Source organism: Streptomyces sp. NPDC051664 (assembly GCF_044453545.1).
In the GTDB taxonomy this organism is placed as follows: Bacteria; Actinomycetota; Actinomycetes; order Streptomycetales; family Streptomycetaceae; genus Streptomyces.
The window spans coordinates 85,564-110,050 of the sequence record NZ_JBITCU010000011.1; the positions used below are offsets into that span (position 1 = coordinate 85,564).

General features: G+C 69.5%; 19 protein-coding genes and 1 pseudogene. 11 read left to right on the forward strand and 9 right to left on the reverse strand.

The genetic code is table 11. The features are described 5' to 3' along the window. Nucleotides 1–75: 75 nt before the first annotated feature. Nucleotides 76–3,000 carry an FAD-binding and (Fe-S)-binding domain-containing protein gene (locus ACIA8E_RS21540; protein ID WP_399300571.1) on the forward strand — a complete coding sequence of 975 codons (2,925 nt, stop codon included), beginning with the start codon at nt 76–78 and terminating at the stop codon, nt 2,998–3,000. Between the two features lie 87 nt (nt 3,001–3,087). Here the strand turns inward: ACIA8E_RS21540 and ACIA8E_RS21545 are convergent, their stop codons facing one another. Next, entirely contained in the window at nt 3,088–3,825 is a 738-nt protein-coding gene (locus tag ACIA8E_RS21545) for a hypothetical protein (protein ID WP_399300574.1), read from the reverse strand. Nucleotides 3,826–4,023: 198 nt separating this feature from the next. Between ACIA8E_RS21545 and ACIA8E_RS21550 the strand changes: the two genes are divergently transcribed. The 3 genes from ACIA8E_RS21550 to ACIA8E_RS21560 all read left to right on the forward strand — a co-directional run bounded on the left by ACIA8E_RS21550 (nt 4,024) and on the right by ACIA8E_RS21560 (nt 8,467). Further along, nucleotides 4,024–5,874: an ABC transporter transmembrane domain-containing protein gene (locus ACIA8E_RS21550; protein WP_399300577.1), complete on the forward strand. Its 1,851-nt coding sequence runs from the start codon at nt 4,024–4,026 to the stop codon at nt 5,872–5,874. Then, nucleotides 5,871–7,652, forward strand: coding sequence for an ABC transporter ATP-binding protein (locus tag ACIA8E_RS21555; RefSeq protein ID WP_399300579.1), 1,782 nt, complete (start codon nt 5,871–5,873; stop codon nt 7,650–7,652). Before ACIA8E_RS21550 ends, ACIA8E_RS21555 begins: the two co-directional genes overlap by 4 nt. Nucleotides 7,653–7,744: 92 nt before the next feature. After that, nucleotides 7,745–8,467, forward strand: a complete 723-nt coding sequence (locus ACIA8E_RS21560; RefSeq protein ID WP_399300584.1) for an N-acyl homoserine lactonase family protein — start codon at nt 7,745–7,747, stop codon at nt 8,465–8,467. A gap of 182 nt (nt 8,468–8,649) precedes the next feature. On the opposite strand, the gene ACIA8E_RS21565 is transcribed toward ACIA8E_RS21560, so the two are convergent. After that, nucleotides 8,650–9,441 carry a metal-dependent hydrolase gene (locus ACIA8E_RS21565; RefSeq protein ID WP_399300587.1) on the reverse strand — a complete coding sequence of 264 codons (792 nt, stop codon included), beginning with the start codon at nt 9,439–9,441 and terminating at the stop codon, nt 8,650–8,652. 138 nt (nt 9,442–9,579) lie between these two features. On the opposite strand from ACIA8E_RS21565, the gene ACIA8E_RS21570 reads away from it, so the two are divergent. Together ACIA8E_RS21570 and ACIA8E_RS21575 are read left to right on the forward strand one after the other, a co-directional pair. Beyond that, nucleotides 9,580–12,093 (forward strand): DEAD/DEAH box helicase, encoded by a 2,514-nt coding sequence (locus ACIA8E_RS21570; protein WP_399300590.1) that lies wholly within the window; start codon nt 9,580–9,582, stop codon nt 12,091–12,093. Nucleotides 12,094–12,142: 49 nt separating this feature from the next. Next, nucleotides 12,143–13,015 (forward strand): acyl-CoA thioesterase, encoded by an 873-nt coding sequence (locus ACIA8E_RS21575; RefSeq protein ID WP_399300592.1) that lies wholly within the window; start codon nt 12,143–12,145, stop codon nt 13,013–13,015. 13 nt (nt 13,016–13,028) lie between these two features. Here the strand turns inward: ACIA8E_RS21575 and ACIA8E_RS21580 are convergent, their stop codons facing one another. Further along, nucleotides 13,029–13,259 (reverse strand): DUF6011 domain-containing protein, encoded by a 231-nt coding sequence (locus tag ACIA8E_RS21580; RefSeq protein ID WP_399300595.1) that lies wholly within the window; start codon nt 13,257–13,259, stop codon nt 13,029–13,031. Between the two features lie 237 nt (nt 13,260–13,496). On the opposite strand from ACIA8E_RS21580, the pseudogene ACIA8E_RS21585 reads away from it, so the two are divergent. Continuing rightward, nucleotides 13,497–13,709 (forward strand): annotated as a pseudogene (locus tag ACIA8E_RS21585) (DUF2252 family protein); the annotation flags it as partial. Nucleotides 13,710–13,866: 157 nt separating this feature from the next. Further along, the gene (locus tag ACIA8E_RS21590; protein ID WP_399300598.1) at nt 13,867–15,207 is read left to right on the forward strand and encodes a chloride channel protein; all 1,341 of its coding nucleotides are present in this window, start codon (nt 13,867–13,869) and stop codon (nt 15,205–15,207) included. Nucleotides 15,208–15,217: 10 nt separating this feature from the next. On the opposite strand, the gene ACIA8E_RS21595 is transcribed toward ACIA8E_RS21590, so the two are convergent. The 6 genes from ACIA8E_RS21595 to ACIA8E_RS21620 all read right to left on the reverse strand — a co-directional run bounded on the left by ACIA8E_RS21595 (nt 15,218) and on the right by ACIA8E_RS21620 (nt 21,166). Further along, nucleotides 15,218–16,573 carry an ABC transporter permease gene (locus ACIA8E_RS21595; protein ID WP_399300601.1) on the reverse strand — a complete coding sequence of 452 codons (1,356 nt, stop codon included), beginning with the start codon at nt 16,571–16,573 and terminating at the stop codon, nt 15,218–15,220. Next, nucleotides 16,570–17,292, reverse strand: coding sequence for an ABC transporter ATP-binding protein (locus ACIA8E_RS21600; protein ID WP_399300604.1), 723 nt, complete (start codon nt 17,290–17,292; stop codon nt 16,570–16,572). The genes ACIA8E_RS21595 and ACIA8E_RS21600 overlap by 4 nt, the downstream gene beginning before the upstream one ends. After that, entirely contained in the window at nt 17,289–18,695 is a 1,407-nt protein-coding gene (locus ACIA8E_RS21605; protein WP_399300607.1) for a peptidoglycan-binding protein, read from the reverse strand. The genes ACIA8E_RS21600 and ACIA8E_RS21605 overlap by 4 nt, the downstream gene beginning before the upstream one ends. Further along, nucleotides 18,692–18,898, reverse strand: a complete 207-nt coding sequence (locus ACIA8E_RS21610; protein WP_399300610.1) for a hypothetical protein — start codon at nt 18,896–18,898, stop codon at nt 18,692–18,694. The genes ACIA8E_RS21605 and ACIA8E_RS21610 overlap by 4 nt, the downstream gene beginning before the upstream one ends. Nucleotides 18,899–19,155: 257 nt before the next feature. Beyond that, a complete protein-coding gene (locus ACIA8E_RS21615; RefSeq protein WP_399300613.1) occupies nt 19,156–20,082 on the reverse strand; it encodes a hypothetical protein in 927 nt (308 codons plus the stop codon). Nucleotides 20,083–20,431: 349 nt separating this feature from the next. Then, nucleotides 20,432–21,166, reverse strand: coding sequence for a DUF3152 domain-containing protein (locus tag ACIA8E_RS21620; protein WP_399300938.1), 735 nt, complete (start codon nt 21,164–21,166; stop codon nt 20,432–20,434). A gap of 417 nt (nt 21,167–21,583) precedes the next feature. On the opposite strand from ACIA8E_RS21620, the gene ACIA8E_RS21625 reads away from it, so the two are divergent. The 3 genes from ACIA8E_RS21625 to ACIA8E_RS21635 all read left to right on the forward strand — a co-directional run bounded on the left by ACIA8E_RS21625 (nt 21,584) and on the right by ACIA8E_RS21635 (nt 24,449). Beyond that, the gene (locus tag ACIA8E_RS21625) at nt 21,584–22,273 is read left to right on the forward strand and encodes a response regulator (protein WP_399300616.1); all 690 of its coding nucleotides are present in this window, start codon (nt 21,584–21,586) and stop codon (nt 22,271–22,273) included. Nucleotides 22,274–22,374: 101 nt separating this feature from the next. Beyond that, nucleotides 22,375–23,862 carry an ATP-binding protein gene (locus ACIA8E_RS21630; protein ID WP_399300619.1) on the forward strand — a complete coding sequence of 496 codons (1,488 nt, stop codon included), beginning with the start codon at nt 22,375–22,377 and terminating at the stop codon, nt 23,860–23,862. Continuing rightward, nucleotides 23,859–24,449, forward strand: coding sequence for a hypothetical protein (locus ACIA8E_RS21635; protein ID WP_399300622.1), 591 nt, complete (start codon nt 23,859–23,861; stop codon nt 24,447–24,449). Before ACIA8E_RS21630 ends, ACIA8E_RS21635 begins: the two co-directional genes overlap by 4 nt. Nucleotides 24,450–24,487: the final 38 nt, after the last annotated feature.

Consider the following 24,487-nt stretch of genomic DNA (forward strand, 5'->3'; position numbering starts at 1 on the left):
CGGGCATGAGCGGTACGGATCTTCGCTGGTAGAAAGGTGCGAGTACCGCACCGAACCGCCGAGGGGACCGTCGTCATGCCGCTGCTGGAGCCGAAGCCCGAAGCCCTCCGTCCTGGTGCGGCGCGCTCCGCGTCCCCCGATCGGGCCCTCGACGGCCGGGCGGCGGGCACACCCGAACCGCTGCGCGGCGAGCTGACTGCCCTGCTGGGGCCGGAGAAGGTGCTGTGGAAGGTCTCCGACCTGGTGAAGTACGCCTCCGATGCCAGCCCGTACCGGTTCGTCCCGCAGGTCGTCGTGGTCCCCGAGGACATCGACGACATCTCGGCGATCCTGTCGTACGCGCACGGCAAGGGTCGCGAAGTCGTCTTCCGGGCCGCCGGCACCAGTCTGAACGGCCAGGCGCAGGGCGAGGACATCCTTGTCGACGTCCGCCACCACTGGACGGGCATCGAAGTCCTGGACGACGGCGCGCAGGCCCGTATCCGCCCCGGGACCACGGTCATGCGCGCCAATGCCACCCTCGCCCGGTACGGCAGGCTGCTGGGCCCCGACCCGGCCAGCGCCATCGCGTGCACGATCGGCGGGGTCGTCGCCAACAACGCCTCCGGAATGACCGCCGGCACCACCCGTAATTCGTACCGCACCGTCTCCTCGCTCACCTTTGTGCTGCCGAGCGGCACGGTCGTCGACACAGCCGACCCGGCGGCGGACGAGCTGCTGGCCCATGCCGAGCCCCGGCTGTGCGAGGAGCTGCTGGCCCTCAAGGCGGAGATCGAGGCGGATGCGCAGCTCACCGCCCGGATCCGCGCCAAGTACGAGATCAAGAACACCAACGGGTACCGGCTCGACGCCTTCCTGGACGGCTCGACGCCCGTAGAGATCCTGCGCGGGCTGATGGTCGGCTCGGAGGGCACCTTCGGGTTCATCTCCGAGGTCGTCTTCGACACCCTGCCGCTGGACCGGAAGGTCTCCAGCGCGCTGCTCTTCTTCCCCTCGCTGACCGCCGCGGCGGCTGCCGTGCCCCGTTTCAACGAGGCGGGGGCGATCGCCGTCGAGCTGATGGACGGCAATACGCTGCGCGCTTCGGTGAGCGTCCAGGGCGTGCCGGCCGACTGGGCCGAACTGCCCAAGGAGACCGCGGCGCTGCTGGTGGAGTTCCGGGCTCCGGACGAGCCGGGGCAGGAGGCGTACGAGCGTGCGGCGGCCGCCGCCGTCGAGAGGCTGGATCTTGTCGCGCCGGTCGCCTCGGTGACCAATGAGTTCACCCGCGAGGCCAAGGCCATCTCCGGTTACTGGAAGGCCCGCAAAGCCTTCGTCACCGCAGTCGGCGGCTCCCGCCCGTCGGGTACGACGCTGATCACGGAGGACTTCGCGGTCCCGCCGTCGCTGCTCGCCGACGCCTGCGAATCCCTCCTCCGGCTCCAGGCGGAGCACGGCTTCGACGCCGCCGTCGCGGGTCACGCCGCACACGGCAATCTGCACTTCCTGCTCGCCTTCGACGCGGCGAAGCCGTCCGACGTCGACCGGTACGCCGCGTTCATGGACGACTTCTGCCGGCTGACCGTGGAGCGCTTCGACGGCTCGCTCAAGGCGGAGCACGCCACCGGCCGCAACATCGCTCCGTTCCTGGAGCTGGAGTGGGGCCCCAAGGCGACCGAGCTGATGTGGCGCACGAAGCAGGTCATCGACCCCGACGGGGTGCTGGCGCCCCGGATCGTCCTCGACCGCGACCCGAAGGCGCATCTGCGCGGGCTGAAGACCATCCCCGAGGTCGAGCTGATCGCCGACCCGTGCATCGAGTGCGGCTTCTGCGAACCGACCTGTCCCAGCGAGGACTTGACCACCACTCCGCGCCAGCGGATCGTGCTGCGGCGGGAGATGATGCGGCAGCCGAACGGTTCGCCGGTGGAGACCGCACTGCTCGACGCGTACGGCTACGACGCCGTCGACACCTGCGCAGGCGACTCCACCTGCAAGCTCGCCTGCCCGGTCGGCATCGACACCGGCGCCATGATGAAGGACTTCCGCCACCAGCGGCACTCGCCGCGCGAGGAACGGATCGCGGCGCTCACGGCGAAGAACTTCAAGGCGGTGGAGGCCTCGGCGCGGCTGGCGGTCGCCGCGGCGGACAGGATCGGCGACCGGCTGCTGGAAACCGTCACCGGGCTCGCCCGCAAGGCCGTACGCCCCGATCTGGTGCCCGAGTGGCTGCCGGAGATCCCCGGCGCGGCCGCTCGCAAGCTGCCCCACACCTCGCGGGTCGGAGCGAGCGCCGTCTACTACCCGGCCTGCGTGAACCGGATCTTCGGCGACCCCGACGGCCATCGCGGCCCTTCGCTGCCGCAGGCCGTCGTCGCCGTCTCGGCCCGTGCCGGAAGGCCGGTGTGGATCCCGGAGGATGTCGCGGGAACCTGCTGCGCGACGATCTGGCACTCCAAGGGGTACGACGAGGGCAATGCGGTGATGGCCAACCGCATCGTCGAGGCCGCCTGGGGCTGGACGGCGGGTGGCACGCTTCCGCTCGTCGTCGACGCCTCGTCGTGCACGCTGGGTATCGCCCATGAGGTGGTGCCGTATCTCACCGAGGAGAACCGGGAGTTGCACCGGGAGCTGACCGTCGTCGACTCCCTCGTCTGGGCGGCCGACGAGCTGCTGCCGGAGCTGACGATCCTGCGCAAGACCGGTTCGGCGGTCCTGCACCCGACGTGTTCGATGCAGCACCTGGGCGACGTGGAACATTTGCGTGTGGTCGCCGAGGCGTGCGCGGAGGAGGTCGTCGTCCCGGACGACGCCGGGTGCTGCGCGTTCGCGGGCGACCGCGGGATGCTGCACAAGGAGCTGACGGCGTCGGCGACGGCGAAGGAGGCCGCCGAGGTGAACTCCCGCGAATACGACGCGTATCTCTCCGCCAACCGGATGTGCGAGATCGGCATGGACCGGGCCACGGGGCGCGAGTACCACTCGGTCCTGATGGAACTGGAGCGGGCGACGCGTCCCTGACGCCTTCCCCGCACCACCGCGTACCTGCCCACGCCCGCGGCGATCCGCTCCCTCTCGCGGGAGCGGCCGGACGAGAGGTTGGCGTGGTCAGGCCGCTCGGAGCGTGGCCTTGTCGCCCATCACCACGACCGGGTGCTGCTTCGGGTCGAGGGTGCGCAACAGCAGCTGCATGGCCGATTTGGGCAGGCTCACACAGGCCGACGTACCGCTCCCGTGGTCCATGTGCAGCCAGATGCTGCCACCCTTCGACTGTCCCAGCGGGCGCGTGGGGTCGTTGGGCGCAGTGCCCTTGACGCGGTTGTAGTCGATGGCGATGACGTAGTCGAAGTCGTGCCAGTACGGCTTCGACCAGTAGCGCGGTGCCTGGATCGACGCCGACTGTGTGTACGGGAGGAGGGCGCCCGGGTCGGCCAGGGCACCGCCCGCGTCGGTGAGCGTGAATACGCCGACCGGACTGCGCTTGTCGTCCTCGTGATGGTCGGTGGTCCAGCCCTTCCTGCCGTTGTGGGCCTTCCAGCTGCCGGTGGTGTCCCAGGTGGCGCCGTGCTTGGTGTACAGCACGACGGTGGAGTCGGCCGAGTTCTTGCCCGCGCCGTAGACCGCGACGACCTGCCGCGAGTTCCCGGGTATCTGCGTGTACAGCCGGTCGCCCACATCGGGAATGCGCTTCAGATCGGCGGTCGGCGCCTTCCGGTTCGTTGCGCTACCGGACTTCGTGTCGTCCTGCTGCCCCTCGTGCGAGCTGCCGCACGCTGTCAGGGGAGTGAGCATGAGACCACAGGCCGCTGCCGCGACAGCCATTCGTACCGGACCGGTTATTCGCATCCGCCCATATTCGCACCACGCCCGAGCGGCCGGGCTCACCGCCTGTGACCTGCCTCGAATACGAGCCGAATCTTTACCGTCGAGCGAAAAACCGTTTGCCTCGGACCCGGCCAGGACGCGAACCTTGCACGGTTTGGTCCCCCCACCCGTTCCTCGAGGTCTTCGACAGATCTCCGCCCTTCCGAACCATGGGACGTCATGCAGATTCGCGATCTTCCGTATTCAGATCCTGGCGATCCTGATGTCCGGTCAGGCCCACGCTTCCTGCTCTGGCTCGGCCGCAATCAGATCCGTGGCCAGCTCAAGTCCATGTCCTGGGGCCTGTTGCACCAGTGCTCCATCGCCGGGCTGCCGCTGGCCGTCGGCTTCGCCGTGCAGGCGGTGGTCGACCGTTCAGGCGGCCGGCTCGCGCTGGCGGGCGGGCTCATCGCGGTCCTCGGTGTGCTGATCGCGGTCGGCGACACCATGCTCCACCGGACCGCCGTCACCAACTGGATCACTGCCGCCGCCCGCGTCCAGCAGTTGCTGGCCCGTAGGACGGCGGAGCTCGGGGCCGCGCTGACCCGCCGGGTCGCCGCGGGCGAGGTCGTCGCGGTGTCCACCGGCGACGTCGAGAAGATCGGCTGGTTCGTCGAGGCGCTCTCCCGCTTCGCCGCCGCAGCCGCCGCTCTCGTGCTGATCTGCGTCGGGCTCGTCCTTTATCTGCCGTCGCTGGGCGTCCTGGTGGTGCTCGCCATGCCGCTCCTGGCGCTGGCGGTACTGCCGCTGCTCCCCCGCGCCACCCGGCGCGCCGACCTCCAGCGCGAGAAAGCCGGAAAGGCCACCGAGCTGGCGTCGGACACCATCGCCGGGCTGCGGGTGCTACGCGGTATCGGCGGCGAGGAGCTGTTTCTCGGCCGCTACCGGAGCGCCTCGCAGGAGGTCCGCAAGGCTGCGGTGCGCAGCGCGCAGATGTGGTCGCTGATCTCGGCGATCCAGGTGCTGCTGCCGGGCGTGCTGCTGATCTCGCTGGTCGTGTACGGCGCGACGCTGGCCCACGACGGCCGGATCGAGGTCGGTCAGCTGGTCACGGTCTACAGCGCGGCGACACTGATGCTGTTCCCGCTGCGGCACTTCGAGGAGATCGCGATGGCGTACTCCTTCTCGCGGCCGTCCGCGCAGCGGGCCGTCCGGGTGCTTTCGCTGCACCGCACCGCCGAGCCTTCGACCGTCGACGCGGTACCGGCCGGTGACCTGTACGACCCGGTCACCGGACTGATGGCACCGTCGGGTCTGTTCACCGCGGTGGTCTGCGGCGACCCGGACGAGGCGGGCCGGCTGGCCGAGCGGCTCGGCGGACACGCCGAGGTGGGCGCGGAACCGGACACGGCGGACGACGCCCCCGACGGCCCGCCGGACAAGACCCCGTCCGTCCTGCTCGGTGGCGTACCCCTGGACGAGCTTCCGCTGGCGGCCGCCCGAACCGCGGTGCTGGTCCAGGACAAGGACCCGGTGCTGCTCTCCGGGACACTGCGGGAGCTGCTCGACGTGCCGTCGTCCGGTCTGGTGACCGCCGAGGACGCGCTGTCCGCCGCCCAGTGCGGTGATGTGCTGGACGCGCTGGCCCAGGCCTCGGTCGCCACCGACGGCGACCCGATGACCACCAGGATCACCGAGCGCGGCCGGTCGCTCTCCGGAGGCCAGCGCCAGCGGCTCGCGCTGGCCCGTTCGCTGGTCACCGACCCTGAGGCACTGGTTCTGGATGAGCCGACGTCCGCCGTCGACTCGCACACGGAGGCCAGGGTCGCCGCCGGGATCAAGGCGCTGCGCACCGGTCGCACGACGGTGGCCTTCGCCTCGTCGCCCCTGCTGCTCGACCTCGCGGACCGCGTGGTGCTGGTGCACGACGGCACAGTCGTCGCGGTCGGGGCGCACCGCGAGCTGCTGCACACCGAACCGCGGTACCGGGCGGTCGTCACACGTGAGACCGAGGACGAAATCGCGGCCCTGACCGCACTGGACAAGATCGACGAGATCGAATCGATCGAAGAAATCGAGGAGAGGGCATGATCGGCGTCGCACAACCGACGTACGACCCGGCCGCCCCGGAGTCGGCAACGACTCTGCCGGTCGGCACCCCCGCCACCGTACGGACCTATGTACGGGAGCTGATGCGGCGCCACCGCAAGCCCTTCGCCGTGCTCATCTCGGTCAACGCTGTCGCGGTGATCGCCTCGATCGTCGGGCCGTATCTGCTGGGCGGGCTGGTCGAGGACCTGTCGAACGGGGTCGCCGACCTCCATCTGGAGCGCACCGCGGCGGTGTTCGCGTTCGCGCTGGTGGTACAGACCGTGTTCACACGGATGATGCGGCTGCGCAGCGCCATGCTCGGCGAGGAGATGCTGGCCGATCTGCGCGAGGACTTCCTCGTCCGGTCGGTCGGGCTCCCGCCGGGGGTGCTGGAGCGAGCCGGAACCGGTGATCTGCTGTCCCGGATCACCACGGACATCGACCGGCTGGCCAACGCGATGCGTGAGGCCGTGCCGCAACTGGCGATCGGTGTGGTGTGGGCGGGGCTGCTGCTCGGTGCGCTCACCGTGACCGCTCCCCCGCTGGCTCTCTCCGTACTGATCGCCCTGCCGGTGCTGATCCTCGGCTGCCGCTGGTACTTTCGCCGGGCGCCGTCCGCGTACCGCTCGGAGGCCGCCGGATACGCCGCGGTCGCGGCGATGCTCGCGGAGACCGTGGACGCAGGGCGGACCGTGGAGGCGCACCGGCTCGGCGCACGCCGGGTGGCCCTGTCGGACCGGCGGATCAAGGAGTGGACGGCGTGGGAGCGGTACACGCTGTTCCTGCGTTCGGTGCTGTTCCCCGTCATCAACGTCACGTACGTGACGATCCTCGGCGCGGTCCTGATGCTCGGCGGGTGGTTCGTCATCGAGGGGTGGCTCACCGTCGGCCAGCTGACGACCGGTGCGCTGCTCGCGCAGATGATGGTCGACCCGATCGGTCTGATCCTGCGCTGGTACGACGAGTTGCAGGTCGCGCAGGTGTCGTTGGCCCGGCTGGTCGGTGTCCGGGACATCGAGCCGGACGCGGGCGAGACGGCGGTCGTCCCGGACGGCCGGGACGTCCGGGCGGGTGATGTGCACTTCGGCTACCGCGACGGGGTCGACGTCCTCCACAAGGTGTCGCTGGATGTCGCCCCCGGCACGCGCCTGGCGCTGGTCGGCCCGTCCGGTGCGGGCAAGTCCACGCTCGGCCGGCTGCTGGCCGGGATCTACGCCCCACGCACCGGTGAAGTCACGCTGGGCGGTGCGGAGTTGTCCCGGATGACGGCGGAGCGGGTACGTACGCATGTGGCGCTGGTCAACCAGGAACACCATGTATTCGTCGGTTCGCTGCGTGACAATCTGCTGCTGGCCCGTACGGGTGCCGAGGACGCCGAGCTGTGGGCGTCGCTCGCCGCGGTCGACGCGGACGGCTGGGCGAAGGCGCTGAACGAGGGGCTGGACACCGAGGTCGGTTCGGGCGGTCTGTCACTGACCCCGGCGCAGGCGCAGCAGATCGCGCTGGCCCGGCTGGTGCTGGCCGATCCGCACACGCTGGTGCTGGACGAGGCGACCTCGCTGCTGGACCCGCGGGCGGCCCGGCATCTGGAACGCTCGCTGGCACGGGTGCTGGACGGCCGCACGGTCGTGGCGATCGCGCACCGGCTGCACACCGCGCACGACGCGGATGTGATCGCGGTGGTCGAGAGCGGCCGGATCAGCGAACTGGGCAGCCATGACGAACTGGTGGAGGCGGACGGCGCCTATGCGGCGCTGTGGCGGTCCTGGCACGGCTGATCGGCGTGTCCGGCGGCTTCGCCGGATCGCCCGGCTTCTCCGGACAGCGAAACATGAAAGGGAGAGGAGCAGCCGACTGCCACCATGGCCGGATGGCCAACAACACGGCGATCCGCCGCCTCGACCTGGGCTACTTCGTCCGACCCGCTTCGGAGACCGGCGGCCCTCAGCCGCGGATCGAACCCGTACTCGCCTATTTGGTCCGGCGCCACGAAGGACTGATCCTCTTCGACACCGGCATCGGTGCCGCCGATCCCGGGACCGAAGCTCACTACCGCCCCCGGCGCCGAGGGCTGGAGAGCGCCCTAGCAGACGCCGGAATTTCTCTCTCGGATGTCTCCTTGGTGGTGAACTGCCACCTCCACTTCGACCACTGCGGGGGCAACAGGTTACTGGGGGACACGCCGATCCTGGTGCAGGACGTGGAGCTGGCCGCCGCGCGCCGCGGCGGCTACACCATCGACGAACTCGTCGACTTTCCTGACGCGAGCTACGAGGAGATCAGCGGAGAAGCCGAGGTCTGGCCAGGAGTACGGATCATCCCCACTCCTGGCCACACCGACGGCCACCAGTCGCTGGTGGTCCGGCAGAGCGACGGCACCGTCGTCCTCGCCGGTCAGGCACACGACTTCGCCTCCGACTTCGCAGCGGATCAGTTGGCCCGCCACGCACAGCTCGAAGGTCTGGAACAACCGCTGCCCACCTATCGACCGTGGCTCGAGCGGCTCGCCGACTTCGACCCGCGACGTGTGCTCTTCGCGCACGACTGCGCGGTCTGGGAACCGTCCCGCGCAGCCGTCGACGTCAACTCCTGACCCCGCCCCCGACCGAACGTCCCGCTCACGACTGCCGCGAGGGGAACACTGCGGACGCGATCGTCCGGACCGACGGGCAGCCGATTGTTCGGACCGGCTCTTCGCCTCGGTGACTCAGTACAAACTGCGGCTACTGCAGGTTGTCGATTCGGGTGCTCACCGGCCGGCACACGGTACGGCGGTCAGATGAAGTTCAGGGCGGCCGCCGCGCCCGCTCCCCCGAGCACCATGAACGTCGGCATGAGCACCTTCAGCTCCACCCAGCTGCCGGCCCGGAATCGCATGACCTTCGGCGGCCCCACGGGGTACCAGCGCTTGCGGCCCAGCGGGATCGGCCACAGGATCGGGCAGCCGGAGACGGTCAGCGCGTCGCCGATGTCGTGGACGAGGGCGCCGAGGACGATCGGCAGCCCGAGCCAGAGGTACTCCTGGCCGGGCGCGCTGAAGAGCCAGTCCGAGCCGTTGCCCGGCTTGTCCAGGACGCCCGCCAGGATCCAGGCGCTGGTCGCGCCGAGCAGCCACACCAGGACGTCGCTGGACATCCGGGCGGCCCGCCACAGCAGTCCTTCGACGGCGAGCACCAGATGGACAAAGAGGATCGCGAGGACCGCCCATCGGCCGCCGGCGATCGCCGCGGCGGAGGCCCCGGCACCGATCAGGACGGCCCAGAGCCAGGTGTGCGTCAGGGTCCGGTGGCCACCGTTCCTGCGCGGGTCACCGGGACCCCGGGTCGCCTTGTAGACAGCGTGCGAGAGCTTGTCGACGATCTCGCAGAGTCCGCGGGAGACCGGTCCGAATGCGCGCGAAATGGTCGCGGACTTGTGATCGAGGTCCGGGGCGAGCGCGGCGCCCGCGGTGATCAGTGCACCGACGACCAGGACGGGCCACGGCATCGTATGGCCCGCGGCAGCCGCCGCCGCGCCAACCCCCAGCCAGGCCGCCGCCCCGGACAGTGAGTGTGCCGGTCCCATCATGGTTCTTCCCGCCCCCAGAGTTGTCCGGCCGCCATCGCCGTTGCGATGCGGCCGAGTTGAGTGGGCAGCGTATCGTCCGTGATCTTCGTCCGGTCGTCCGGTTCCCTCATCCGGGCAGAAGGCAGGCAAGATGGGGGCGTGACCCTTATCGATCAGCTGCCCCCGACCGACGACCCGGACGCCCTCTTCGAGGCCTTCTCGTCATGGACCGAGACCCAGGGCATCACCCTCTACCCTGCTCAGGAAGAGGCGCTGATCGAGGTGGTCTCCGGGGCGAACGTGATCCTGTCCACCCCCACCGGCTCCGGAAAGAGCCTGGTCGCGGCAGGTGCGCACTTCACGGCGCTGGCCCAGGACAAGGTCACCTTCTACACCGCACCGATCAAGGCACTGGTCTCGGAGAAGTTCTTCGACCTGTGCAAACTGTTCGGTACGGAGAACGTCGGGATGCTCACCGGCGACGCCTCGGTCAACGCGGACGCCCCGGTGATCTGCTGCACCGCCGAGGTGCTCGCGTCCATCGCGCTGCGGGACGGCAAGCACGCCGACATCGGCCAGGTCGTGATGGACGAGTTCCACTTCTATGCGGAGCCGGACCGCGGCTGGGCCTGGCAGATCCCGCTCCTGGAGCTGCCGCAGGCCCAGTTCATCCTGATGTCGGCCACGCTCGGTGACGTCAAGATGTTCGAGCAGGACCTGACCCGGCGCACCGGCCGTCCCACCTCCGTGGTGCGCTCGGCGACCCGGCCGGTCCCGCTGAGCTACGAGTACCGGCTGACCCCGATCACCGAGACGCTCACCGAACTGCTGGACACCCGGCAGTCACCGGTGTACATCGTGCACTTCACGCAGGCCGCGGCCGTCGAGCGGGCGCAGTCGCTGATGAGCATCAACATGTGCACCAAGGAGGAGAAGGAGAAGATCGCCGACCTGATCGGCAACTTCCGCTTCACCACGAAGTTCGGCCAGAACCTCTCCCGCTATGTGCGGCACGGCATCGGGGTGCATCACGCGGGCATGCTCCCGAAGTACCGGCGGCTGGTGGAGAAGCTCGCCCAGGCCGGTCTGCTGAAGGTGATCTGCGGTACGGACACCCTCGGCGTCGGCGTCAACGTCCCGATCCGTACGGTGCTCTTCACGGCCCTCACCAAGTACGACGGCACCCGGGTCCGTACGCTGCGCGCCCGTGAGTTCCACCAGATCGCCGGCCGCGCGGGCCGGGCCGGCTTCGACACGGCGGGCTTCGTGGTCGCGCAGGCGCCGGAACACGTCATCGAGAACGAGAAGGCCGTCAAGAAAGCGGGCGACGACCCCAAGAAGAAGCGCAAGGTGGTCCGCAAGAAGGCCCCCGAGGGCTTCGTCGCCTGGTCGGAGACGACTTTCGACAAGCTGATCCAGTCCGATCCGGAACCCCTGACCTCCCGCTTCCGGGTCACGCACACGATGTTGCTGTCCGTGATCGCGCGTCCCGGCAATGCCTTCGCGGCGATGCGGCATCTGCTGGAGGACAACCACGAGCCGCGCAAGGCGCAGCTGCGCCACATCCGCCGGGCCATCGCGATCTACCGCTCGCTGCTGGACGGCGGCGTGGTGGAACAGCTCGACAAGCCGGACGCGGAGGGCCGCATCGTGCGGCTCACCGTCGATCTCCAGCAGGACTTCGCGCTGAACCAGCCGCTGTCCACGTTCGCGCTGGCCGCGTTCGACCTGCTGGACGGCGAGTCGCCGTCGTACGCGCTGGACATGGTCTCCGTCGTCGAGTCGACGCTCGACGACCCGCGGCAGATCCTGGCCGCGCAGCAGAACAAGGCGCGCGGCGAAGCGGTCGGCCAGATGAAGGCGGACGGTATCGAGTACGAGGAGCGGATGGAGCTGCTCCAGGACGTCACGTACCCGAAGCCGCTGAGCGAGTTGCTGTGGCACGCGTACGACGTGTACCGCAAGAGCCACCCGTGGGTGGGAGACCACCCGGTCTCGCCGAAGTCCGTGATCCGTGACATGTACGAACGCGCCATGACGTTCACGGAGTTCACCTCGAACTACGAGCTGGCCCGTACCGAGGGCATCGTGCTGCGGTACCTGGCGAGCGCGTACAAGGCTCTTGAGCACACCATCCCGGACGACCTGAAGTCCGAGGACCTGGAGGACCTGATCGCCTGGCTCGGCGAGATGGTGCGGCAGGTGGACTCCAGTCTCCTCGACGAGTGGGAGCAGCTCGCCAACCCGGAGGTGGAGACCGCCGAGGAGGCGCAGGAGCGGGCCGACGAGGTCAAGCCGGTCACCGCCAACGCCCGCGCCTTCCGGGTGCTGGTCCGCAACGCGATGTTCCGCCGGGTGGAGCTGGCCGCGCTGGACAAGGTCGCCGAGCTCGGTGACCTGGACGGCGACGCGGGCTGGGACGAGGACGCGTGGGGCGAGGCGATGGACGCGTACTGGGACGAGTACGAGGACCTGGGCACCGGTCCGGACGCCCGCGGGCCGAAGCTGCTGAAGATCGACGAGGACGCCGCGCACGGACTGTGGCGGGTGCGCCAGACGTTCGCCGACCCGAACGGCGACCACGACTGGGGCATCAGCGCGGAAATCGATCTGGCGGCCTCCGACGAAGAGGGCCGGGCAGTCGTCAGGGTCACCTCGGTCGGCCAGCTGTGACAGCGCTCGCCACACGCACGGCAGCGCTGCGAGAACGGAGACGAAACGCATGACGAACCCCGCCGAGCGCCTGGTCGACCTGCTCGACCTGGAGCGGATCGAGGTCAACATATTCCGCGGGCGCAGCCCCGAGGAGTCCCTGCAGCGGGTCTTCGGCGGCCAGGTCGCCGGGCAGGCGCTGGTGGCGGCCGGCCGCACAACCGACGGGGACCGGCCGGTCCATTCGCTGCACGCGTACTTCCTGCGGCCGGGCCGGCCCGGGGTCCCGATCGTCTACGAGGTGGAACGGGTGCGGGACGGGCGGTCGTTCACCACCCGCCGGGTCACCGCCGTCCAGCAGGGCCGGACCATCTTCACTCTGACGGCGTCCTTCCACCGGCCGGAGGAGGCGGGCTTCGAGCACCAGCTGCCGCCCGCCCGGACCGTCCCGGACCCCGAGCAGCTGCCGACGGTCACCGAGGAGGTCCGCGAGCACCTCGGGGCACTGCCGGACGCGCTGGAACGGATGGCCCGGCGCCAGCCGTTCGACATCCGGTACGTCGACCGACTGCGCTGGACGCACGAGGAGACCAAGGACGCGGACCCGCGCAGCGCCGTCTGGATGCGCGCGGTCGGCCCGCTGGGCGACGACCCGCTCGTGCACACCTGCGCTCTGACGTACGCGAGCGACATGACGCTCCTCGACGCGGTCCGCATCCCGGTGGAGCCGCTGTGGGGACCACGCGGCTTCGACATGGCGTCGCTGGACCACGCGATGTGGTTCCACCGTCCGTTCCGGGCCGACGAGTGGTTCCTGTACGACCAGGAGTCGCCGATCGCAACGGGTGGACGGGGACTGGCGCGCGGCCGGATCTATGACCGCGGCGGCAATCTGCTGGTGTCCGTGGTGCAGGAGGGGTTGTTCCGCCGCCTCGGCTCATAGCCGCCATCGCCGCTCAGGTACCGGGCAGCGGGTCCTGTTCCACCTCATGTCGGCGGGTACGGATGTCCGGCGCGGCGGGGTGCAGTTTGGCGTCGCAGGCGGCGCCCAGACCGGTGCGGCGCGAGTCCGTACCGGTGAGCGGGCGGCCGCAGAGGCGACAACGGACCAACCGTCGGCTCACGGCCCGTCCGGCCTCGGGCAGGGGCTCGATGTCGGACCCGGGCAATGGTTCAGAGGACTCCACGAATCGATCTTCTCAAGTCCCCGGTCTGATCTGCGACTTCCGAACGTCAGACAGCGGAAGAGTTCGCGGGTGAGCAGCGCGCTGACAGGGGACGGCATCGGTCCGGTCGGGCACGACATCACGTACGCCGACTCACCCGGAGGTACGGCCCAGGACATCGCGTAGCCGGAGCGCGAACTGCCGCCCGGCGGCATACCGGCGTGCCTGGAGCACGAAAGGGCGGGGCGCGCTCCTTTGGTCTGCGGCAGCACGATGGCCCGTGCCCACGCGAGATCCGGCGACCGCATCGCCATCGCCGCGCATCTGGGCCACGGCGACGTGTTCGACCGTGCGCTCCATACGTTCGCCGAGGCGTACGCCGACCTGAACGAGCGGGACCATCAGGGTCTGGTCGAGGCCCTACGCGCGGGCCGGCTCTCCGCGTCGGAGCCGGCCGGCGACCGACGGTGATCCGTACGCCGGCCCGGGTCCATGGAGGTGAAGTGCGGTACTCACCGCAGGGCTGCGGTCCGGCATCCCGGGCGAAACGCCCTCGCGTGGTATCACGTTCTGAACGCTCGCGGGCCGGCGCCTGCCTGACGGCTCCGACGCTGAGGAGACAATGAGTATGTCGGCCAAGCCCGTCGGGGCGTCCGCGACGGCGCCCCCGGACCCTTTCGCGATCGTCCGTACCCGTGGCTACACGGGACTGCTGGTGATCGCGGCGCTTCTCGGGGTTCCGATCTCGGCGGTGGCCTTCGGTTTCCTCGCACTCACCCACGAACTCCAGTCGCTGACCTACTCCGACCTGCCGAGGGCGCTGGGCTTCCACTCCACGCCGACGTGGTGGCCGGTGCCGCTGCTCGTCGTCGCCGGCCTGCTGGTCGGGCTGACCATCCGTTACCTTCCCGGCACAGGCGGGCACAAGCCGGCCGAAGGCATGAAGACGACGGGTGCCCCGGCGGCGGTGGAGCTGCCCGGAATCGTGGTCGCCGCCCTGGCCTCGCTCGGCATCGGCGCCGTGCTCGGGCCCGAGGCGCCGCTCATCGCCCTCGGCGGCGGACTTGCCGTGTGGACCGTACGCCTGGTGAAGCGGGACATCGGGCCGAACGCGAGTGCCGTCGTGGGAGCCGCCGGCAGCTTCGCCGCCGTCAGCGCTCTGCTGGGGTCTCCGCTTCTCGGGGCGTTCCTGCTGATGGAGGCGTCGGGCCTCGGCGGGGCCGTGCTCGGGATGGTCCTTGTGCCGGGCCTCCTCGCCTCAGGTGTGGGTTCACTCATCTTCGTCGGGCTTGGTTCGTGGACCGGGCTGGGAACGTACTCCCTGGCACTCCACCACGTGCCACGGGCCGAAGGGCCGGACCTCGCCCAGTTCGGCTGGGCGGTCGTCGTCGGGCTGGCGGCGGCCGTCGTCGGCGAAGGGATCCGGCGGCTCGCCCTGTTCCTCCAGGCCCGGGTCGAGCGACGGATGGTGGTGGGCACCGTACTGATGGGGCTGGTGGTCGGGGTCCTCGCACTGGCGTATGCGGAAGCCACGGGGAAAGCCGCCTCCGGGGTGCTGTACTCGGGGCAGAACGCGCTGGACCCCTTGCTTGCCGGGAGCGCCGGATACACGGTGGGCACGCTCGTGGTGCTCATCGTCTGCAAGGGGCTGGCGTACTGCGCGTCCTTGAGTTGTTTCCGGGGAGGCCCCGTCTTCCCGGCGATGTTCGTGGGAGCGGCGGGTGGCATCGCGCTCTCCCATCTGCCCGGGCTGAACGTGACGTCCGGCTTCGCGATGGGCATCGGTGCCATGTGCGTGGCGATACTCAGGCTCCCGATGACCTCGGTGCTGCTGGCCACTCTGCTGTTGGGATCTCCCGGTCTCACCGTCATGCCGCTGGTGATCGTCTCGGTCGTGGTCGCGTACGTCGTCTCGCTCCGGCTCGCCCCGGAGCCGGACGGCCTCCCGGACGGACGGGGCGCCGCCTGAGCACTCGCCCTCAGGAGCGAAGAGCGTCGACGGGCTCCATGCGGGAGGCCCGCAGTGACGGGTAGAGACCGGCCACGAGTCCGACGAGGGCTCCGGCGACCGGGGCTCCGAGAGCGAGACGGACGTCCAGGACCGGAGTCCAGTCCCTGATGGCGGAGACAGCCACCACGACGACCATGCCCAGGACGGCGCCGATGACGCCGCCGAGCAGTCCGATGGTCGTCGACTCCACCAGGAACTGGCCGGCGACCTGCCGTCGCGAGGCGCCGAGAGCGCGGCGCAGTCCGATCTCCCCGACCCGCTCCATGACCGTCACCAGCGTCACGTTGGCGATACCGATGGCCCCGACCACCAGCGAGACCAGTCCGAGTACCAGGAACAGGCCGTTGACGTCGCCCTGTACTCCCTGGCGTGCCTTGGTCGGGTCGGACGGCGCCGTGACGGCGAGGGCGTCCTCGGCTCCGGGAGCCAGCGCGATCGGGGCCTGGTGGGCAACCTGCTTCGCCGCGCCGAGCGCGGTGTTGATCAGTACCCGGGTCACCGTTCCCAGGCCCAGCTGGTCCTCGGCTGTCGTGGGCGGCAGGATCACCGCGGTGGAGAGCTGCTGTTCCCGCTCGGCTCCGCCGAGAATCCCGATCACGGTGTAGGCCTGGCCCTTCAGGAAGACCGCGGGAGAGTCCTGTATCGAGCTGATGCCGAGGAGTTGTGCGGCCTGGTCGCCGAGCACCGCCACCCGGTCGTGCCTGGCGATGTTGCCGTCGTCGAAGAAGCGCCCGGCGGTCATCCTGCCGCGCACCGCGGCGGGCAGCGTGGGGGACGCGGCGAGGACCGCCATGGTCTGACCGGTGACGTCCCCGGGGGACACCACGTCATTCGCACGTACCTGGACGCTCGCGGTTGCAGTGGAGTCGGCGATCGCCGCCACCGAGTCGACCCCGGCCAGCCGCCCGACCGCGTCGGCGCCCGACCAGTCCACGAGCGGGACGGGGTCGGCCGACGGGGCCGGCGGGGGTACCACGACCGTGACCGACGTGGCGGTGAGGGCATCGAACCGGCCGACTATCTGATTGCCCGCCGTGGACGAGACCCCGATGGTGACGACCAGGGTGGTGATGCCCAGAACCGTGCCCAGTGTGGTCAGGGCGGAGCGCATCGGACGGGCGAGTACCCCCGCCAGCGCCTCGGTGCACAGGTCCCTGAAGTCCATCCAGGGACGCTCGACGACCCTGGCCCTGCCGCGACGCCGTGCACGTCCCCGGCGAGTGGTGTGCCGTCCGTCGGCGTACCGGTCGGCGATCTGCAGGCCCACCGGGTCTGCCGGATCCACTGGGGCCGCCGGCTCCAGGACGCGTGCTCGGGCCCTCATCGGTTCTCCTCCGTGAGCCGTCCGTCGCTGATCCTTACGCGCCTGTGGGCCCGCTTGCTGACCGTCTCTTCGTGGGTGATCACGACCAGAGTCATGCCCTGGTCGCACAGTTCGTCGAAGAGGTCCAGCACCGACTCGGTGTTCTCGCTGTCGAGGTTGCCGGTGGGCTCGTCGCAGAGCAGCAGAGCAGGCTCGCTCATCAGCGCACGGGCGATCGCCACACGCTGCCTTTCACCACCGGAGAGCCTGTCCGGCCGGAAGCCGAACCGGTGCGCCAGGCCCACCCGTTCGAGTGCCTCTTCGGCCCTGGTGCGGCGGCCGGCACGGCCGCGCCCGGGGCGCGGCCGACGGTAGGCCTCGGCCAGCATGACGTTCTCGTCCACCGTCCGGTAGGGCAGCAGATGGAAGGACTGGAAGACGAATCCGATCCGGCTGCCGCGCAGCGAGGTGCGCTCGAGGTCACCGAGCGTCTTGGTCTCCACACCGTCGAGCCAGTAGGCGCCCGAGGTGGGGCGGTCCAGCAGTCCGAGGGTGTTGAGCAGCGTCGACTTGCCGGAACCGGACGGACCGACGATCGACAGGTGCTCGCCGCGCCGGACGGTCAGGTTCACGTCCCGCAGGGCATGCACCGGCGGTTCGGAGTCGAAGGTCCGCTCTACGGAGACCAGTTGGATGACGGTATCGGCGTCGGGCACGACGGACGGCGGCAGTTCGGTCATTGCCCGACCACCACTTGATCGCCCTCCTTCAGGGCATCACCGGACGGCGTGACCTCCACCTGTCCCTCCGCGGAGAGACCCGCCTCGACGGGGACATCCACCGCTTCGCTGCCGCGCCGGACCTGCACCTTGGCCTGCCCGTCGGCCGATGTGTGGAGCGCGGCAATGGGCACCGTCAATACGTCACCGTCCGACGCGCCCACCTTGATGGTCACCTTCGCGGACCCGTTCGCGTTCTTGGTCAGCTCGCCCGACGGGATGGAAATCTGCACCGGTACAGGAGCCGACGCATCATCACCTCCGCCACCTGACGCGCCCGCCGGGATTTCACCGTTCCCCGCATCGTTCTTCGGCACATCGTCGCCGAGCGCCACCAGTTGCCCCTCCACCTTCTTGCCGTCGGGGGTCTCCACCTGCGCTGTCATGCCCTTGTGGAGCAACTTGGCGTCGTTGCTCGGTACCACTGCCTGCACCACGACCTTGGAGCTGGTCACGGTGCCGACCGGTCCGGACGGGGTGTCACCGATCTTCACGGACACCTTGTCCAACCGGGCCGGCAGATCCGGCAGGAAGACAATCTCGCCTGCGGGGACTTTGGTTCCGTAGCCGGCCTGGAAGGCGGAGAGCGCGGCGTCGGCGGCGTCCAACTGCTGCTGTGCTGCCTTGAGCTGCAGCTTTCCGGATTCACCACCGGTGCCGGTGCCGCTGCTGGACCCCGCGGAGCCGCTGCCCGGATTCTTGGCCGCGAGCAGGGCCTGCTGAGCGCTGGTCACAGCCGCTTCAAGCGTTCCCAGCTGCTGTTTGTCCGCGACACCGGGCTCCTGCGCGTGAAAGCCCTTGCTCTTGAACCAGCGGCTCACCGCCGCGGCGTCTCCCTGCCCGTAATTCCCGTTGGTCCCACCGGGGTTGAATCCGAGCCGGGTCAGGGCCTGCTCGAGCTGCTTGACGTCGTCCCCGGACGTGCCGGGACCCAGGGTGCGGTACATCGGTACCGATCCACGCAGCACCAGGACCGGTCGGCCGCTCACCTGCATCAGCACGTCGCCCTCCTTCACCTCCGACCCGGCGACCGGTGCCTTGGTGACCCGCTGGACGACGGCGTCGGTGGACCCGGAACCCCCGGAGCCGGCATCCGGGGGGCCGACAGGCCCGGCCAGGAGCAGACTCTGCGGTGAGGCGAACTCCACCGAGCCCTGAGCCACCACACTCGCGGTCAGCGAACGCCGCTCGACCGCGGCGGTGACCGGTCCGGCCTTCGGCGCCTGGTGTGCGGCAGCCGCATCCGCCGGTGACTGCATCTGCGATCCGGCGAACCAACCGCCCATTCCCACCAGCGCCACCGCGGCAACGATGATCCCCAGCTGCTTGGGACGGCTGCTCTCACGTTTCCGGCGCTGCCTCATCCGGCACCTCCGTGGAACGAGCCCGTCAGGAACTCCGGGAAGTGGACGGCCCGGAATTCCTTGCCGCACTCCAGGTCCTGCATCGCCAAGGCGATGTCCTTGCCGCACTCCAGGTCCTGCATCGCCAAGGCGATGTCCTTGGTGAGCAGCGGCAACAGACTCACCGCTACGGCCGGTTTCCGAACGGTGCGGGATCCAGACATTCTCTTCCATCCGATCGCGAGAGTGGGTGTTGCCAATCAATGGGAGCCGCGGGAGTTGGGCTCCCCCGCGCCAACAGCACCGGGAACACGGCGCCGGTGTGACGAACAGTCCGGTGCCGTCGTCGTGGGCGGCACCGGGGTGTTCCTTTCCCCCTGCTGTCCCGTGCGGCCGACGCGGACGACCAGGTGGTCACAGCCTGTTCAAGCTGGCTTCCCCGACTGCTCGGGACACCTGCTCACCCGGTTCCGGTGCTGCCTCACCCGGCACCGGTGGATCCCGGCGCCTTCAGGAACTGCGGGAAGTAGGCGGCCCGGAATTCCTTGCCGCACTCCAGGTCTTTCATCGCCAGGTCGATTTCCTTGGTGAGCAGCGGCAGAGCCTCGTCCTTGCTCATGGGTTCCTCTGAGGTCCCGTCCGCAGCGGCGGCGCCCGACCCGCGGGCGCCGGCGGGAACGGACGTGGCCGCCTGGAGCTTCACCATTTCCCCGATGCTGGTCGGTTGCGTGGTCGTGACGGGGATGCCGTCCTTCTTCAGGCACGAGGCGTACGACTGCGCCAGGCCGACCAGCTTCTGATCACCGTTGAGTGCCTGCGCGTTCGCCTGGTTCCGGGACGCGGTTGCGGCGCTCCGCTCTTGGGCCGATGCGGTGCCGTATGCCTTCTTGTTGGCCGTTCCCGCGCAACCGGTCCAGTCCTTTTCGCCGACCTTCGGGTCCGGGGGGCCTCCCATCGCCTTGTCGTAGGCGGTCTTCTGCGCGGGAGTGAGCGTGGCGACGTACTCCGCGTTGGCCGAGGGCTTGGTCGCCGCCTTGCTGCCCGGCACCTGGGGATCATCGGGGTAGACAGCGGCCGCGGAGTAGCCGAAGCCGTATTTCTGCCGGAACTTCTTGGTCAGTTCGTAGTCCGCCCCGTCATGGGCCCAGGAGGACGCGGGATCCATGGGGGCTTCGGGGGTATAGGTGAACCCCTGCTTCTTCATGCAGGACGCGATCGCGTTCTCCATGAGGTACTGCTTCTTGAGGTCCGCGCCGGCGTCCGCGGGAACGTCGAGTTGCCCCGACGACCCGGCCCGGGGCTTCCCGTCGCCCGCCGAGTGAGAAGCCGCCTCGGTGCCGCAAGCCGCCAGCAGCGGCAGCAGACTCACCGCTACGGCCAGTTTCCGAACAGTGCGGGATCCAGACATTCTCTTCCATCCGATCGAGAGGGTGTTGATGTCCCGTGACAGACCATGGGGAAGCCACGGGAAGCTTGGGATCGAGAGGCGCTGCCCACTGCTCACACCGACAGCACGGGAGCGTCCTTGCACCGGAAACACGCGCTGCGAGAGTCGCCCGCCGACCTTGACAGCCGGGGCGTTGTCACCGAGTCAAAGACTGGCGTCCGCAGGTGATGGCCGCTGGTTCGGACCATGACCAAGCTGTAACGCCGGTTTTCCGGCTGCCCGCCAGCTGTCGCCCCGGCCCGGGCTGCGAAGCGGCCCGATCCGAGTGCCGGTCCCGCAACGACCGGGGAGACGCCTGGTCGCCGCCGGTTCACGTCACGTGCGGCCCGGAGACGAAGTGACCACTCTTGTCATAGGGCCAGGCGTTGGCGATGCATCCGTGCAGGCCCTTGATCTGTTGCATCATGACGGGGGCCAGTTGCCCGGGCCCCGCGCAGGTCATGTGCGGGTGACCCAGGAAGTGCCCCATCTCGTGGTTGATGATCAGCGCCCGGTAGTCATGGATCGGACCGTTGAACGTGGGCGAGCCCTCGACCCAGCGCTTGAGGTTCACCACCACCCCGTTGCGAATCTCGCAGTTGTATTCGCCTTCGGTGTCCTGGTGGATGCCCTCCCAGCACAGGGCGTCCGCCGTTCCCGGTGTCGCGATCCTCACCTTGAGGTCATAGGGCTCCCCCGCGCTCACCAACTGGAACGAGGAAACCCCGTCGTGGGTCCAGCCCCGGGGGGCCGCAAGTATGTCGGCGATCTCGTTCGCCACTTGGGTCGGCGAGATGTCGAGCCCGGTCTCGACCTCCACCACGTAGCGGAGCAGATGCGAACCATGACCGACCTTCGCGCCACCGGCATGCGCGGTGACGAACGCGCCGGTGCCCGTCGCGGGGACATCGATCTCGGTGAGGGTCGGCGTCGGCGTCGGCGAGGTGGTGGGCGTCGGCGGGGTGGGGGTGATGACCGTGCTCCGCGGGCGCGGCGCACCGCTCGACGCGTCACTTCGTCCGCCGTCCAGGAAGAACACCGCGGAGCCGAGCAGACCGGCGGCCACCAGCACGCCGATCCCATAGCTCCGGCCCCGGCGGCGCGGACGCCCCCGGCGGTGGGAGGAGCCGTGCCGACGGCCACCGCGATGGGATGACCGCTGCTGACGGCCAACGCGGTCGGAGGCCACGGCGCTGCCGGTGGGCGGTGCGGATTCCCGCTCTCGTGCCGAATGCATGGCAGCTGACACTGATCAGGTCAGATGATCGCCATTGGTTCGGATAATCACGAAAGGGTAACGAGTGGCCTTCCGGCGGCTCTCGCCGCTCACACCGGCAGGACGGCTCGAGGAGCCGTCCACCCGACGACATGCCGACCGGAGACCGCCCGCGCGTCCCCGCCCCTTGTGATCCTTCTGTAACAGCTCCCGAGAGGGAACCTCCCCTGGAACAGTCACCGAACACGATCTGTGCATACTGTCAAAGTGCCACGAGTCCTACTTGTCGAAGATGACCCAGATGTCCGTAAGGCCGTCCAGCTGGCGTTGCGGTATCAGGGGCATGACGTTTTCGCCGCCGGAACAGGTGAAGAGGGGTTGGAACAGCTCCTCCCCTTCCATCCGGACGTCGTCGTGCTCGACCTCATGCTGCCCGGCATGTCCGGCCTCGACGTGTGCCGGCGGATAAGGGATCGCGACCAGGTGCCGATCATCATGGTGACCGCCAAGGGGGACGACATCGACGTGGTCGTGGGGCTGGAGGCCGGCGCGGACGACTACGTGGTCAAGCCCGTGCAGGCGCGGGTGCTCGACGCGCGAATACGGGCCGTGCTGCGCAGGCAGGACACGACGGTCTCCGACACCGTCCGACCCAGGGCGGAGTCGCACGGCGAGCTGGTCATCGACCGGGCCGGGCTCGTGGTGACACACCGCGGTGAACCCGTCGCGCTCGCCCCCTCCGAGCTTCGGCTGCTGCTGACCCTGTCGGCCTCGCCCGGCCAGGTGTTCAGCCGCCAGCAGCTGCTGGAAGCGGTCTGGGAGCACAGCTACCACGGCGACATACGGCTCGTGGACGCCTGCGTGAAGCGATTGCGCAGCAAGCTCGGTGAGCTGGGCGGGGACCCCCGGTACATCCAGACCGTTCGCGGCTTCGGTTACCGCTTCGGTAAACGGTGAGCGGCCAGACATCCGTGCGGGCACGAAAAACCGTACGGAAGCCCGAGGCCGTCACAGCCAGGCGGGGACCCAGGCCGGTGCGGTTCCTCCGGTCGGCCCTGGTGCACGTCCCGCTTGCACTGCGAGGCCTGCGCTCCCGCCTGGTGGTGGCCTTCGCCCTGGTCGCTGTGGCCGGCGCCCTGAGCACCGGAGCCCTCGCCTTCCGGGAGGCGCGCACGGGGGTGCTGCAGCAGAGCCAGGACTCCGTCATCCGGCAGTTCCGGACCAGTATCGACGCCGTGGCTGTCTATACCCCCCTGCCGCCGAGCCAGTCGGCCTTGCAGACGGCGGTGAACCAGGTGCTCCACGCCAATCAGGCACAAGGATGGCGAGTACTGGCCACGTACGGAAGCCTCCGCGCCTACGCGCCGAGTGCCGACTTCGACATGCTGAGCCCGCAACTGCGCCGGTCCGTAGGAACCACACGTGCCGCGGTGTTCCAGCGGGTGAACGCCGACGGGCATCCCTACCTCGTCGTCGGGATGCCGGTCACGTACAACAGCGGCGAGGGTACGGAGCCCAAGCTCTCGGGGCTCGTGATGTACCTGGTGGTGCCGCAGAACACCGAACAGGCTTACGTCGAAGCGATGGTCAGCGCCATCGAACACGCCACCCTGGTGGCACTCTGCCTCGCCGTCGTCCTGGCGCTGCTGGCCGCGAGCGGCGTTCTCCGTCCCGTGCGGGCGTTGCGCCGGGCCACACGCCGGATGGCCGAGGGGCACCTCGACGTCCGGCTCGACGTCAACGGCTCCGACGAACTGGCCGACCTCTCGCAATCCTTCAACCACACGGCGGCCGCGCTGGAGGAGTCGGTCGCGGAGTTGCGCCGCCTGGAGGCCCAGGCGCGCCGCTTCGTCGCGGACGTCTCCCATGAACTCCGCACGCCGCTGGCGGCGATGTCGGCGGTCACCGACGTGCTGGACGAGAAGGCGCTGCGGTTGGACCGGGAGACCGGCGAGGCGTTGCAGCTCATCAGCGAGGGGACCAGTCGGCTGAGCGTGCTGGTGAACGACCTGATGGAGATCTCCCGCTTCGACGCGGGCGCGGCTGAACTCAACCTGGACGAGATCGACTTGGCCGAGTTCGTACAGCACACCCTGGCCTCTCGGGGGTGGCAGGGCCAGGTGGAGACCCGCTTGCCCCGACCAGGTGTGCTCAGGACGCGCGTGGATCCGCGCCGGCTCGACGTGGTGATGGCCAACCTGGTCGGCAACGCGCTGCGGCACGGGGCGCCGCCGGTGCGGCTGAGCATGGGCGTGAGGAAGGAACGAGCGGACGTGGCGTGGGCCGTCATCGAGGTGACCGACAACGGACCGGGGATCGCCGAGGAAGCGATGCCGCACATCTTCGAACGCTTCTACAAAGCCGGCACCACACGGACCAGAAGCGAGAGCAGCGGGCTGGGCCTGGCCATCACGGCGGAGAACGTGCACCTGCACGGAGGACGCATCAGTGCCGCGAACCTGCCCGAGGGCGGCGCGGTGTTCACGGTCGAACTCCCCCTGCACCGCGACTCCGCGGCCGACGACGCCACTGGGAGTGCCTGGTGAGGGGCTCGCGCGTGGCGGCGCTGCTGGCCGGGCTCACGGCCGCGCTCACACTCTCGGCGTGCGGAGTCCCCCCGTCCGACGTCATCCAGGCCGGTGCACCGGCGAGCGGCATGTTCTCTCCCGATCCAGAGCCCTCGGCGCCAACCGTCATCCCGCTCTATTTCCTGCACAACGGTGATCTGGCGCCATATTCCCGCAAGGTCGGCGACCCTGGGGACATCGGGGCCGTCGTGCGTCTGCTTTTCCGCGGACCGACCACGAGCGAGGCCGTGACGGCCACCACGGAACTGCCCCGCCTGACGGATACACCGGACGTGGCGATCAGCGGCGACGACACCTTCTCCATCCAGCTCCCCGAAGGTGTCCCTCCCCTCAGCCACCTGGCCATGCGGCAGTTGGCGTGCACGGTGGCTCACGTGACTCGGCCGTTTGCCGCGCTGTCCGCGGACGCGAATCAGGACGGCGCCACTGCGGCTCCGCCCGTCCATGCGAAACGCTCCCCCGGACACACGAGCGTCCAGGTGCTCGGGGACGGATGGACGATGAAGCAGTCGGACGACTCGTGTCCCGACCCCCTCCAGCCGTAGAAGGGGCCCGGGCACGACCCCGGCACCGGTAGAGATCA

Excerpts from the sequence above, each read along its gene's own strand:
- ACIA8E_RS21540 (WP_399300571.1), top strand. The coding sequence starts at position 76 with ATGCCGCTGCTGGAGCCGAAGCCCGAAGCCCTCCGTCCTGGTGCGGCG.
- ACIA8E_RS21545 (WP_399300574.1), bottom strand. The coding sequence starts at position 3,825 with ATGCGAATAACCGGTCCGGTACGAATGGCTGTCGCGGCAGCGGCCTGT.
- ACIA8E_RS21550 (WP_399300577.1), top strand. The coding sequence starts at position 4,024 with ATGCAGATTCGCGATCTTCCGTATTCAGATCCTGGCGATCCTGATGTC.
- ACIA8E_RS21555 (WP_399300579.1), top strand. The coding sequence starts at position 5,871 with ATGATCGGCGTCGCACAACCGACGTACGACCCGGCCGCCCCGGAGTCG.
- ACIA8E_RS21560 (WP_399300584.1), top strand. The coding sequence starts at position 7,745 with ATGGCCAACAACACGGCGATCCGCCGCCTCGACCTGGGCTACTTCGTC.
- ACIA8E_RS21565 (WP_399300587.1), bottom strand. The coding sequence starts at position 9,441 with ATGATGGGACCGGCACACTCACTGTCCGGGGCGGCGGCCTGGCTGGGG.
- ACIA8E_RS21575 (WP_399300592.1), top strand. The coding sequence starts at position 12,143 with ATGACGAACCCCGCCGAGCGCCTGGTCGACCTGCTCGACCTGGAGCGG.
- ACIA8E_RS21590 (WP_399300598.1), top strand. The coding sequence starts at position 13,867 with ATGTCGGCCAAGCCCGTCGGGGCGTCCGCGACGGCGCCCCCGGACCCT.
- ACIA8E_RS21595 (WP_399300601.1), bottom strand. The coding sequence starts at position 16,573 with ATGAGGGCCCGAGCACGCGTCCTGGAGCCGGCGGCCCCAGTGGATCCG.
- ACIA8E_RS21600 (WP_399300604.1), bottom strand. The coding sequence starts at position 17,292 with ATGACCGAACTGCCGCCGTCCGTCGTGCCCGACGCCGATACCGTCATC.
- ACIA8E_RS21605 (WP_399300607.1), bottom strand. The coding sequence starts at position 18,695 with ATGAGGCAGCGCCGGAAACGTGAGAGCAGCCGTCCCAAGCAGCTGGGG.
- ACIA8E_RS21610 (WP_399300610.1), bottom strand. The coding sequence starts at position 18,898 with ATGTCTGGATCCCGCACCGTTCGGAAACCGGCCGTAGCGGTGAGTCTG.
- ACIA8E_RS21615 (WP_399300613.1), bottom strand. The coding sequence starts at position 20,082 with ATGTCTGGATCCCGCACTGTTCGGAAACTGGCCGTAGCGGTGAGTCTG.